Genomic DNA, 12,231 nt, shown 5'->3' with positions numbered 1-12,231 from the left:
CATATCGTATTCATTCATAGTATATCACATTCATCGGGTCTCCTGCCACAAATCATACAACGCGATCATGTTTTGCAAACACCGCTTCTCCTCGTTCGTCAATGTGCAGCTGACGGACTTGCCTTCTGTCGATGACCAATAGATGCAGCGCGCCGTGCGGGCAAAAGCGGCGCGGCGCAGGATATCTGCGCCGTCTTCTCCTAAAGCAATCTGATAGCGCTCGGTCAAGGATTCGACGTCCTTTGCGAGGTGATCGCGGCGCCTCTTTTCATCGAGTTCCCATGTGCGCCGCTCACCGTCCGCCTCAATGGCGAAACGATCGCCGAAAATCCACGCGCGCCGACTATTTTCGTGGATGTTATAATAATATAAAATATTACAGCGAAACGTACAGTCACGATTATGCCCCAAAAGCGGCTGCACATACAATCCGCCCGAACGCACATCCTCCTCCGGATAACTGTACCATGTGTAAGAACCGGAATCTATGCGCTCCATGCCCTCCTTGAGCTTTTCCATCTGCGCTTCTTTCTCCTTTTGCGCCGCTTCGTCAGCAAGCCGCTTTGCTTCGCGCTCCTCCCGCAGCGCCTTTTCGTGCGCTTCTTCCTCGGGCGAGAGCATATCTTCCGTCCGCAGTCCGAGCATACGCTCTGTCTCGCTTCGATGCGTACTTCCATAATAAAGCATCGCACCCGTAAAGAGGAGCACGAGAAAAAGGAAAAAAATCACATATCGGAAAATTTTCACACTTTAGACCCCTTCCCGCATTTTTATTATATTATACACCGTATAAGTTATTTCTGCATGAAAAATCATGTGGTTTTTCCTATAAACACTTGACAGTAGGTCTAAAGAATTATATGATACACATAGTATAGATGATATACATGAAAGGAATGATCCGCCTTGAAGCAATTTTCCTCCTTGCTGTATAAAGAAGAGGATCTTGCTCTCTGTTTAGAAGAGGCAAAAAAAATCGCTGCCTCTATGGCGCACATCTCCGATCTTCTCGTGACCCTTTTTGCCTCAGAACTCGCCGTCAATACGATGGCGGACTTTGAGCGTGCAACAAGAAAAATTTTCCCGCAGGCAAAGGTTGTGGGATTAGCAGCAGAATGCGGATTCGCCAACGGGAAGATGTGGAGCGGTGCAGAAAACCATGCGGACGCAGCCAGCGCCGTTGTTACGTTTACATTTTTTTCCTCATCGCGTGTCATCCCCTTGGCGTTTGACGGTAATTCGGATGCAGCGTCCGCGGGGCGCGGGCTCATCAAGACGATTGCCCAAGAAAAGGCCACTGCGGCGGTCGGTCTCTTTTTGGCTGCGCAAATTCCGGGCATTACAGAGCTGCTGGACATCCTCTCAGACACCAGAGAGGACATCGTATTTTTCGGCGGTCTCCTCTCGGAGCAGACGGACGGCAAACGCGTCATGATCGATCTTTCCGGACACCGTATGTCGCGCGGCTTCCTTGCGCTCCTTTTTGTCGGCGAGGAGCTGCACGCCAAAGCGCTTCCATCTTTCGGCTGGCGGCCCTTCGGTCCCGAGGTGCAGGTCACGCGCATGGCAGATGAACGCACGATCATCGAGCTTGACGAAAGGCCTGCAAGCGAATTTTTTTCCCACTATCTCGGTATACGCCACGGTTGGGAGTCGCTTGAGAGCGTCGAAACCTTCCCGATGCACCTTCGCCGCAATGGCGCGACGCTCGCGCGCCGCCTCACCGGCATCGAAACCAACGGCTGTGTCCATATCAGCGCCGACCTGCAAGAAGGAGAACGTCTGCGCATCGCTTCAGGCGATCCCATCGCCATCATCAGCGAGGCGCAGAGGACACATGCCGAGCTTTGCGACTTTTCGCCCGAAGCCGTATTTATCGTAAACTGCATGGGACATTACGTCATGCTGCAGCAAAACAATCTCTATGAGTACGCCGCCATCTCTCGCACCGTGCCGACGCAGGGCTTCTACTCTTTCGCGGAGTTCTTTCGCAGCAAAGGGCAAGTCATGAAAACGAACCTCACCATGCTCAGTGTCGGTTTCCGTGAGGGCGGACCGCAGGAACCGCCCGTCTACAAGCCTGTGTCGCCGCAGTTCGGCGATCAGACCTCGATCATCGCCCATCTCGTACACTTCGTCGACGCTATGACAAAAGAGTGGGAAGCGGCACACAGCAAGCTTGTCGTCCTCGCAGAGCGCGATGCACTCACAGGTCTATTGAACCGCCGCGCTATGGAACGCTCCTTCAAAGACATCCTGCACGATGCGCTCTCTTCCGGACTGCCGCTGGCTGTCATGATGCTCGATATGGACGACTTCAAGGGCATCAACGATACTTTTGGTCATGCCATGGGCGACGAAGCGCTCGTGGCACTCGCCGACATTCTGACCTCATCCGTACGCAGCGTAGACATCGTATGTCGTTGGGGAGGCGACGAATTCTTCGTCATCTTGACGCGTGCTGACCGCGCAGCAGCTGAGCGTGTGGTCAAACGCATACACGAAAGCGCCTCCTCTCTGTCGCTTCTGATGCCGGACAATCGCAAAGTCGGCTTGAGCATCGGCGTAACGCTCTCAAGACCACACGATACACCCGAAAGCGTCTTTCAACGTGCCGATGAAGCGCTCTACACATCCAAGAGAACCTCCGGCAAGAACTTGGTCACTTTCCGCTGAAAACCACCGCGCAGACGATCGAGCATGGAATCCATTGGAATCCATCCGACCGGCTGCGCTTTCTTTATCGACACAACGCAATTTTCTATGCAAACTGCATTCCCATACAAGGAAAAATATCGCCAAAAAAGTCAAACTATGATAAAATGAGAATAGATGCTTATGGAAAATTTCACACGAGAGAGCACGCCCGCAGGAAATCCCCTTGATGCGTGCAGGCAGGGTAGCTAAAGACCGCGCTTTCTCAAACCAAAGGAGGAATCGTCCATGACAGTTCGTGAAGGAGACGCCGCCATTGTAGAGCAGTACGTTGATCTCTACAAAAAAACCTTGAACGATGCCAATACCGCACTCGCCGAAAGCATTTGGCAGCCGGGACCGAAAACATCTATGGTACATCCGCGCGGCGAAGACATCGGCTGGGAGAACATCCGCCAGCACTTTTATATTGACCGCCTGCAGAAACTTTACACAGAACGGTGCTTCGAATTTCGTGATCTTGAGATCGAAGTCTACCGCGACACGGCGATTGCCATGTATACGTGGGACTTCCACGGCAAACTGCGCTCCGACGGCACAGAAATCGAGCATAAAGGCCGCACGAGCCAGACATACCGCCGCATGTCACAGGAAGGCTGGAAGATCCTGCACGCCCACATCTCAGGTATGCCGATCGCCAACGAGCGCCAACCAATCTGACGCAGCAAACAGAAAAGAGGGATTGCCCAACAGCAGTCCCTCTTTTCTGTTCGCTTGAAACGCTCTATCCCTTGATCTCATCGTACATGCGGCAGCGATTTGGACCAAACTTGCGTGCAGAAAACATCGCTTCTTCCGCTTCCTGCACCATGCGCGAAAACTTTTCAGAAGAAGCTCCTGCGACGGAAATTCCCATACTGAACGATACGGATACATAATCCTGCGGCTGCACGCGCAGAAAAAGATCAAGAATGCGCTGTGCACGCTTTTCGATAATATCAATCGAGATGCGCCCCGAAATGAATACGGCGACTTCTTCCTCGTTGACGCGTCCAAAAACGTCCACACCACGAAAATCCGTGCGCACAGAGTCGGACAAAGTACCGATATAGCCGTTGCATGCCGACTCGCCCAACGTCTCGTAGAGCTTTTGATAATCATCAATGCCGACGATGAACAGCACGCCCTTCTCACCGCGTGAAAGCTCCATGAGCTGGCGATTGACAAGAAGCTCCAGCCCATCGCGATCAAAAAGCCGCGTCTGCGGGTCGCGCTTCAAGTGCGCCTCCTGACGCTCCAACATCCGCGTCTCATCGTGGATCTGCTCCATTAAGCCGACGACTGCATAGATCTCACCATTCTTGTCTGCCAGACTGCGATAAGAAGCACGGCGCCAAAGTGGGCTGTCATCGTCCGTCTTGACACGATACTCCACGACGTCATCGCGCATCCTTTGACACGCATCACGCAGACGCGTAAGAACTTCCTCCCGCTGCTCCGGATCGGCGAGCACATCATTTGCAAAATACTCGTAGAAGTTCTGCCGCCACTCCTCCGTCATCTCTTCCCCGGGAGCCGCGTGCCACAGCGTCATTTCATCCTTAGCCACATCGTATTGATATGCCGTCACATTCATCCTTTCAAGGAAAATACGCAAAATGGCATTCTTGCTCACATCCTCACGAATGGCAGAGCGCGTATATGCCTCTTTTTGTATCGGCAGGCGAAAATCAGGAGCGGTCACAGGCTGCGCCCCACTAACCTTAAGTGCATGGGTCTTTCTCATATCGGTACTTTTCATCGGTAAAACTCCTATCCTGCCGAACAAATTTTAATCCCTATCTAGGTTTCTTACTATAAATATTATAAAGCAAAACAAGAATTTTTTCAAAGAAAACTCTTTTATTCTCCTCGTACAGGAAATAAGCCTCACAGATAATCCTGTGAGGCTTATAAATATAAGCGTTATTTGACGACGAGCACCGGGCACTTCGCCTGCTCTACGATATACTGGCTCACGCTGCCCAAGAGCACGCCCTTGACGACGCCGAGACCACGGCTGCCCATGACGATGATGTCCGTGCCGCTGTGCTCTGCGAAATCAAGGATGGCAACAGCAGGCGATCCCGTCTCCGAAAACGCTTCCTTCTTAATGCCCGACGGCACCATCTGCATGGCGCGGTCGAGGATCACGTTGCCCGCCTTCGTAACGGCTTCAAGCACCACGTCGGACAAGCAGGCATTGATCGCAAGCTGATTGATATTTGCAATGTAGAGGAAGTTCAGCTTCGCCTCGCAGACCTCTGCCAGTTTGATCGCCTCCGTTACAGCACGATCCGAGCCTTCCGACCCATCTATAGGGACGAGAATGTTCTTCAACATAATATAACCCTCCTTCTACTGAAAGCCCTTCGCCAAGATGCATCGAATACGCATCCTTGACTTATTTGACAACGAGGACCGCACACTTCGCCTCCTTCATGACCTCCTGACTCACACTGCCGAGCAGGAATCCCGTGACAGGAGAAAGTCCCCGCCCACCCATGATGATGAGATCGTGCGCATTCTCCGAAGCGAACTCCACGATCTTGCGCGGCGGCATACCGACCACCACATGACTTTCGGCGTCGATGCCGTCGGGAAGATCATCCCGCGCTTGGGACAAAATCTCCTCGGCGGAATCCGTCCCCTTGGCCATGACACTCAAAGGCAGCCATGAAGGGTGATCGGGATCTCCGTCCGTCTCCCTTTCGAAATAGGAGACGAAGAGGATATCAATATGCGCCCCCGCCGGCTCTGCAAGCTTCACCGCCATCTCCAAGGCTCTCTTGGAATGGAGCGAGCCGTCCACCGGCACGAGAAACTTCATCCGATCCTTCACCTTGGCACCTCCTTCCATCATGGATCCTATCTTCCTTCTACTTGTATAGTTCGAGAGGAAGGAAAAAAATCCTCTCCCTTTTTAGAAATTTTTCGGAAATTTTCCACGGATTTTCTCCGCGCTTATCGCCTGACTTAGGAAAATGCAGATGATCCATCCATAGAGCATAGCGCAAAAACTCCCCCGCTCCTCATGAAACATGATATAATAAGAATACAAAACAGCGATAAAAGTGTGCGGACAAACCAAAGCCCGCATGTACCTCATGCAGCATCGTCCAAAACGCAGCCGGACATACATCGAGGAGGAAATTCATGAAAAAGAATCTCTCGGCGGGAGACATCGCCGCCATATTGGAAGAAACAACGATTGCCGGCGTCTACGAAGCGGCGCGCGCCCTCGACGGCGTGACGAAAAAGACGCGGCTCTTAGAAAGCCCCTTCTTTTCCTCGTTGAGCCAAAACGACGTATATCTGAAGCCGGAAAATCTGCAAAATACAGGTTCCTTCAAGCTGCGCGGCGCCTACAACAAAATCGCGCATCTGACAGAAGAAGAACGCGGCAAGGGTGTCATCACCTCATCTGCCGGCAACCACGCACAGGGTGTCGCACTCGCCGCCCAGAGACTCGGCGTCAATGCCGTAATATGTATGCCCGCCACGACGCCGCTCTTAAAAGTCGAAGCAACACGCTCCTATGGCGCTGAAGTCGTACTCGCAGGCGACACCTTCGACGACGCCTACAAGCGCTCACTCGAACTGCAAAAAGAGAAGGGCTACGTCTATGTCCACCCGTTCAACGACCGTGATGTGCTCCTAGGTCAAGGCACGACAGCGCTCGAAATCATCGACGAACTCAAAGACGTCGACGCCATCCTCGTCCCCATCGGCGGCGGCGGCTTTGCCTCCGGTGTGGCTTTCGCAACGAAATCTGTGCGTCCCGAAGTCAAAGTCATCGGCATCGAGCCTATGGGCGCCGCCTGCATGGCAAACGCTTTCGCCGCCGGACATGTCACGACACTTGCCGGCGTAGAAACAGTCGCCGATGGCTGCGCTGTAAAAACGCCGGGCGATCTGACCTTCGCTTTCTGCCGTAAATACCTCGACGACATCATCACGGTCTCAGAAATGGAGATCATGAGCGCGCTCCTGTTCCTCATCGAAAAACACAAACTCATCGCCGAAGGCGCAGGCGTCCTCTCGCTCGCCGCACTCACACGCCTGCCGTTCAAAGGCAAAAAGGTCGTATCCATCCTCTCTGGCGGCAATATCGATATTTCAACAATATCGGCGCTCATCAGCAAGTCACTCATCGCACGCGGCAGAATCTTTTGCTTCGCCGTACAACTGCCCGATAAACCGGGACAGCTCCTCAAGGTCGCTGAAATCGTCGCACGCGAACATGCCAACGTCATCAAACTCGTCCATAATCAGGCAAGCGTCACCGACAGCTTCCAGCAGGTTCAGCTCGAAGTCACGGTCGAAACGCATAACCGTGAACACATCGAACGTCTCATCTCTGCCTTAGAAAAAGAAAACCTGCTCGTCACAAAAATCTATTGACACGGCAGGAAAAGGGCGCAAATCGCCTCATGCCGCTTCGTGTGCCGGCTGAGCAAATGTCTTGAAAATTTCCCAAAGGAGGTCTATTTCCTCATGGACTACCTCACAGTTCTAAGCTCCCACACAGGCCCCTTGCTCGCCATTTTCTTCGCCGCCTTTTTGCAGGCGATCACAGGCTTTGGCCTTGTCATCGTGGCGGCGCCCCTGCTGATGTTCTTCTACGATCCGAAGATCGTCGTTCCTGTCATGCTGCTGCTCGCCTGCTCCGGAAACACCGTGCAGTCCTTCTTGATGCGGAAAAAGGCGAACCTTCCTTTGATCGGCTATCTTGCCATCGGCGTCGTCCTTGGCGTGCCCATCGGTTTTCTCGTCTTTGACTATGTATCGAGCGATACTTTGAAACTCTGGATCACCACCGTCGTATTCCTTTCACTCCTATTCATGCAAATCTCACATCGCCATATCCCGGAATCACGCCGCAACACGATTCTTACGGGCGTATGCTCAGGATTCTCATCCATGACGACAGGTATGGCGGGACCGCCGTTTCTCATCTACCTCGCCTATACGAAAATGAACACGGAGACCTTTCGCGCCACCTGTTTCGTATTCTTCCTCTTCTGCAACGCGGCGTCGCTCATCGGCTACCTCATCGGCGGGCATCCGCTTACACCCGCTCTCCATGAATTTATTTACCTGCTGCCCGCCCTCGCCATAGGGCTTACCTTAGGGCATACATTCGCACGCTTCATCCCTACAAGTCTCCTGCGTCGCTTGATATTCTTCATCCTCTACGCCGCCTGTCTCTATACGATCTGGGACGTCGTCAGTAAATCGCAGCTGTAAAATAACAAAAGAGCCGAATCAAAGAATTCGGCTCTTTTGTTATTTTACAGCTTAAAGGTATCTCGGATAAAATGAAGTCGCCCAGATTTACACAAATGCGCTGATTCTATCTAAGAAACAACGCGCAGACACAACGGCGCCGCTTCGAAGTTTTGTCAACGCCAAGAGAAGCGCGCAGATCTCTGAAGACGGGCGGCTGAATTTATCAGTAGCTTCTTAAAGATCCGCTTTCCACAAACCATGCAAATTACAGTATTCATAGACCGCCACAGGCTCATCTCCCTCGGCAAGGAAAAATACTGCCTCCGGCTTATCTTCGGCCGTCAGATGACAGATCTGCGCCCCCTTCTTCGTCTCAAGATGAATCCACGAGATCAGATGCTCTGCCGTCATTGGATGCGCAACCGAGCCGACTGTGACCGTAACCTTGCGCGCCGCCTTGTCATACGCCGCCACCGGCACATGCTTCTCCTGCGCCGCATCCGTCGTATTCGCCTTAAGCTCCTTCAAATCCTCACCGCAGCAAGAGAGCTTTCCGCCGCCGTCATGAATCAGACCGACAATATCTCCCGACTCTTTACAAACAAAAAAACGCTTTGCCATAATATTTCCTCCTTCAAGATAAAAGATCCTAACTATATTGTAGCATATTCTACTTCTTACGGCTATATTTTTCTGATAAGAGAGAAACATTTTAAGAATCTATTATCCTAAAAGAGCAAAAAGATCGAGAGTACACGCCTCTCTATCATTTTTTATTTCTACAAATATGGCGCCGGATTCACAGGCTCTCCATGAATGCGAACCTCATAGTGAACATGCGGTCCCGTGGAAAATCCTGTGCTGCCCATATAGGCAATGATCTGACCGCGTTTCACATGCTGCCCCACATGTACAACGATGGATTGCGCATGTCCATAGCGTGTCATGATACCATTTCCATGATCAATATCGACCTTGTTGCCATAGCCACCGGCGTTCCAAGCGGCATCTGTCACAATGCCATCAGCAGTCGCTACGATAGGCGTACCGAAATCGTTGGCAATATCAATCCCCGGATGAAAGTCTGTACCATTCCAACGCCAGCCAAACGGTGAACTGACCTCACCACGCGCCGGCCATATAGAGGGAATTGTAACGGCAGTTCCTGTCAGCGCATAGGGCGTATTGCTGTAAGGCAAAAATGCAGCGAACTCCTGCTGCTGTTCCATGAAAACCTGCTTGAGTTGCTGCAAACTCGCACGGCGAATCGCCAGATGCTCTTCAAGATTCGTGAGCACAGCATCAACATTTCCTGCATTCGGATCGCTGAATGGTCCGCCCTGCCCATTCTTAGCAGCTGCATCTGCCATATCCGGCGCAGCAGCCGTCCCCGACATACGGCGCAGCTCATTTTCCATTTGCGTCAGTTCATCAAGCTCCTGCTGCAGGGCATCTGCCTTCTTCGAAAGCTGTAAGAGCTGTTCCTGCTGCATACGATGCACCTGGTGTAAATTTTTCAATTCGGTATCATCTTTTTGAAAAGAACCTGCTATATAAAGCGAATAAGAAAAACCTACCAGAGAAAGAAGCAACATACATACCAAAGATATGATACCAATCTTCACCATTTTCCCTGATAGATGGATCGCATGAATGGTATCAGAAGTATCGGGAACAATCTTTATGGTGAAACCATTTTTCTTATTCAAAAAGCCATCTCCAAACTTCCATGAAGCGCTGACGCATCTTTTGCAAGACAAAACTGAAATTTTATATGACGTATATCATTCAGGACGAACACTCATCGCCTTGTCGAGGGCTTCTGCCTCCTCGCGCGTAAGTTTATATGTCGAACGCCCTTTCTCAATGGGTTTGACATAACTGCGTGAATCCTCTCGTGCAAATATACTGGAGAAAATCACACCATTATTATGCGAATCCAGCATAGCAACAGCATAGCTCAGATCGCTTCCCATATCAGCAAAAGCGCTGAATCGTACGATGCCAATGCGTGTCGTAGCTGTCTTTAAGAGCGTATCTAAGCGCTTATTTTCCGCTTTGATCCGTTTGCTTTCCTCAACAATCTCCTTCATTTCTTTGATATGTGCAATCAACATATTTTCGAGATTTGCACCTTCCATGCCGGTCATCATTTCCCGATAGCGACTCTTCATGCGAGATACACTATAAATCTGATATATAACTAAAGTCAAAAGAAGAAGCAGCAGTACCAAAAAAAAGATACTAAGGAACGCCTCATTATTCTCAAAAAAAATCGTCAGCTGTTTTACATTCATTCCTATCAGTTCTCCTCTATCTATATGGCAAAAGTGCGTGGAAAACTTTCATCGCTCTTTTCTTTTCTGCCAAATCTGGATGTTTCACGTGAAACATCCATTACACTGTGAATCTTTCTCCCACCGAAAATTGACGCAATGCTGCTCTCTTATCTGCCAGAACCTTGTTCTTTTTCTCCAGTAGAGAATCAATAATCCGACTCAAATCGTCCTCCGATGCAAAATCAATTTCGATGCGATTCTTCTTTCCTTGCGTGCGTATGCGCACTTGCGTCCCAAAAAGCATCTTGAGCTTATCTTCTGCTTCCCGCAAAAAGATCGCTTGCACTCCCTGCTCCTGCATCGGCTTTTCATTTGCGTCCACCGCGTCTGCATCTTTCTGCATACGTTTTACCAGCTCTTCTGCCTGGCGTGCCGAACATTCACGTGCCATGATGATATCCGCAGCTTCTCTTTGCAAGGCGGCATCGGTCAAAACGATAAGCGGTCTTGCTTGTCCCATAGTCAAACTTCCATTCGCCAGATACTCCTGCACATGTGGATCGAGCTTCAAAAGACGCATCATATTCGCAATATGTGAGCGGCTGCGTCCTACACGTTCAGCCAATGCTTCTTGCGTAAGAGCAAAATTCTGCAAAAGATTTTGATATGCGCTCGCTTCTTCAATCGCATTAAGATCTTCACGCTGCAAATTCTCAATCAAAGCGATCTCTGTACTCGCGGCATCACTCAGCGGACGTACAAGAGCTGGAACATCCAGTAATCCTGCTAACTTTGCCGCGCGAAAGCGCCGTTCTCCGGCAACAAGTTCATAGCCTTGATCATCAGGAAGCTGTCGTAAGAGAATCGGCTGCAATATACCGTGTTGTACAATGGAATCCTTAAGCTCATCCAAAGCGCTCTCATCAAACTCTTGACGCGGCTGATACCGATTGGCTCGTATCTTGTCGATTGAGATTCTCTGTACAATGATACCATTCATCTCTTTCATGTTTGGTATCAAATCGTTTGTCATAGTATTTTCTTTCTCAAGAATTCCTGTCTCTTCCCCTAGATGATCTTTCGTAATTTCTTCTGTTTCCTGTGTAATCTCTATCTTCTCATTGGTATCAACCACCGGCACAACTTCTTCTTCCTGCATTTCCGGCGTTTTCAATTCTGAAGGAAAGAGCGCCCCAAGCCCTTTGCCCAACGCCTGATGCTTTCTAGCTGTCACGCTCCGCCACCTCCTTTGCCAAATCCATATAGACGACAGCCCCCTTGCAATTCCTATCATAAGCGATGATCGGCTGTCCATACGACGGCGCTTCACTCAAGCGCACAGTACGCGGTATGACCGTACGATATACTTTACCACCGAAATGTGTTCGAACTTCCTCTGCTACCTGCACGGAAAGATTGGTGCGCGAATCAAACATTGTCAGAAGCACGCCCTCAATCTCCAAAGCGGGATTCAAGTTAGTCTGCACCAACGTCATTGTGTTCATCAGCTGCGCCAAACCCTCAAGTGCATAAAATTCACATTGAATCGGCATTAGAACGGTATCAGACGCTGTCAACGCATTGAGCGTCAAAAGCCCCAAGGACGGCGGGCAGTCAATTAAAATGAAATCGTATTTCTCTCGTATAGTATCAACCGATCGTTTCAAACGGTTCTCGCGTGAGATGGCAGCAACAAGCTCAATCTCCGCTCCGGCAAGCTCAATATTTGCAGGCAATATATCGACCTCATACCCTGTATGAAGAATCGCCTTTTCCATAGCAAGATTATCAATCAATACCTGATAAATGGTCGTCGTCAAATCTGATTTATTGATACCAAACCCACTCGTTGCATTCCCCTGCGGATCGGAATCAATGAGCAGTACGCGTTTGCCCAGTATGGCAAGACCGGCGCTCAAATTTACCGATGTCGTCGTCTTTCCTACGCCGCCTTTTTGATTGGCTACTGCTATAATTTTCGCCACGTTCTTTTCCTCCATAACCTTTTCTTTTCCTATTATAGCAT

Annotated in this window: 13 protein-coding genes; 4 read left to right on the top strand and 9 right to left on the bottom strand. The window is 50.4% G+C overall.

The features are described 5' to 3' along the window. Nucleotides 1–30: 30 nt before the first annotated feature. Entirely contained in the window at nt 31–747 is a 717-nt protein-coding gene (locus tag ACO5Z0_RS00355) for a hypothetical protein (RefSeq protein WP_485648731.1), read from the bottom strand. 240 nt (nt 748–987) lie between these two features. On the opposite strand from ACO5Z0_RS00355, the gene ACO5Z0_RS00350 reads away from it, so the two are divergent. Beyond that, complete coding sequence (locus ACO5Z0_RS00350; RefSeq protein WP_485648730.1) at nt 988–2,676, top strand: sensor domain-containing diguanylate cyclase; 1,689 nt, start codon at nt 988–990, stop codon at nt 2,674–2,676. Between the two features lie 267 nt (nt 2,677–2,943). Beyond that, nucleotides 2,944–3,375 carry a YybH family protein gene (locus ACO5Z0_RS00345; RefSeq protein ID WP_442673191.1) on the top strand — a complete coding sequence of 144 codons (432 nt, stop codon included), beginning with the start codon at nt 2,944–2,946 and terminating at the stop codon, nt 3,373–3,375. A gap of 64 nt (nt 3,376–3,439) precedes the next feature. On the opposite strand, the gene ACO5Z0_RS00340 is transcribed toward ACO5Z0_RS00345, so the two are convergent. The 3 genes from ACO5Z0_RS00340 to ACO5Z0_RS00330 all read right to left on the bottom strand — a co-directional run bounded on the left by ACO5Z0_RS00340 (nt 3,440) and on the right by ACO5Z0_RS00330 (nt 5,557). Continuing rightward, complete coding sequence (locus tag ACO5Z0_RS00340; RefSeq protein WP_485648729.1) at nt 3,440–4,456, bottom strand: GGDEF domain-containing protein; 1,017 nt, start codon at nt 4,454–4,456, stop codon at nt 3,440–3,442. A gap of 164 nt (nt 4,457–4,620) precedes the next feature. Then, nucleotides 4,621–5,037: a universal stress protein gene (locus ACO5Z0_RS00335; RefSeq protein ID WP_442673193.1), complete on the bottom strand. Its 417-nt coding sequence runs from the start codon at nt 5,035–5,037 to the stop codon at nt 4,621–4,623. Nucleotides 5,038–5,098: 61 nt separating this feature from the next. Beyond that, entirely contained in the window at nt 5,099–5,557 is a 459-nt protein-coding gene (locus tag ACO5Z0_RS00330; RefSeq protein WP_442673194.1) for a universal stress protein, read from the bottom strand. A gap of 293 nt (nt 5,558–5,850) precedes the next feature. Between ACO5Z0_RS00330 and ilvA the strand changes: the two genes are divergently transcribed. Together ilvA and ACO5Z0_RS00320 are read left to right on the top strand one after the other, a co-directional pair. Then, entirely contained in the window at nt 5,851–7,098 is a 1,248-nt protein-coding gene (gene ilvA / locus ACO5Z0_RS00325) for a threonine ammonia-lyase (RefSeq protein WP_485648728.1), read from the top strand. 93 nt (nt 7,099–7,191) lie between these two features. After that, nucleotides 7,192–7,944, top strand: coding sequence for a sulfite exporter TauE/SafE family protein (locus ACO5Z0_RS00320; RefSeq protein ID WP_485648727.1), 753 nt, complete (start codon nt 7,192–7,194; stop codon nt 7,942–7,944). A 216-nt stretch (nt 7,945–8,160) separates the two neighbouring features. On the opposite strand, the gene ACO5Z0_RS00315 is transcribed toward ACO5Z0_RS00320, so the two are convergent. From ACO5Z0_RS00315 to ACO5Z0_RS00295, 5 genes are all read right to left on the bottom strand, one after another. Beyond that, complete coding sequence (locus ACO5Z0_RS00315) at nt 8,161–8,547, bottom strand: desulfoferrodoxin family protein (protein ID WP_442675739.1); 387 nt, start codon at nt 8,545–8,547, stop codon at nt 8,161–8,163. 158 nt (nt 8,548–8,705) lie between these two features. Next, the gene (locus ACO5Z0_RS00310; RefSeq protein WP_485648726.1) at nt 8,706–9,635 is read right to left on the bottom strand and encodes a peptidoglycan DD-metalloendopeptidase family protein; all 930 of its coding nucleotides are present in this window, start codon (nt 9,633–9,635) and stop codon (nt 8,706–8,708) included. 75 nt (nt 9,636–9,710) lie between these two features. After that, nucleotides 9,711–10,223, bottom strand: coding sequence for a DUF4446 family protein (locus tag ACO5Z0_RS00305; RefSeq protein ID WP_485648725.1), 513 nt, complete (start codon nt 10,221–10,223; stop codon nt 9,711–9,713). A gap of 100 nt (nt 10,224–10,323) precedes the next feature. Continuing rightward, nucleotides 10,324–11,439: a ParB/RepB/Spo0J family partition protein gene (locus ACO5Z0_RS00300; RefSeq protein WP_485648724.1), complete on the bottom strand. Its 1,116-nt coding sequence runs from the start codon at nt 11,437–11,439 to the stop codon at nt 10,324–10,326. Continuing rightward, nucleotides 11,429–12,205: a ParA family protein gene (locus ACO5Z0_RS00295; protein ID WP_442672538.1), complete on the bottom strand. Its 777-nt coding sequence runs from the start codon at nt 12,203–12,205 to the stop codon at nt 11,429–11,431. Before ACO5Z0_RS00295 ends, ACO5Z0_RS00300 begins: the two co-directional genes overlap by 11 nt. Nucleotides 12,206–12,231: the final 26 nt, after the last annotated feature.

The sequence above is a fragment of the Selenomonas sp. genome (assembly GCF_057272215.1).
Note: the sequence above shows the minus strand (reverse complement) of the source record. Positions and strands in the feature narration are given on the sequence as shown.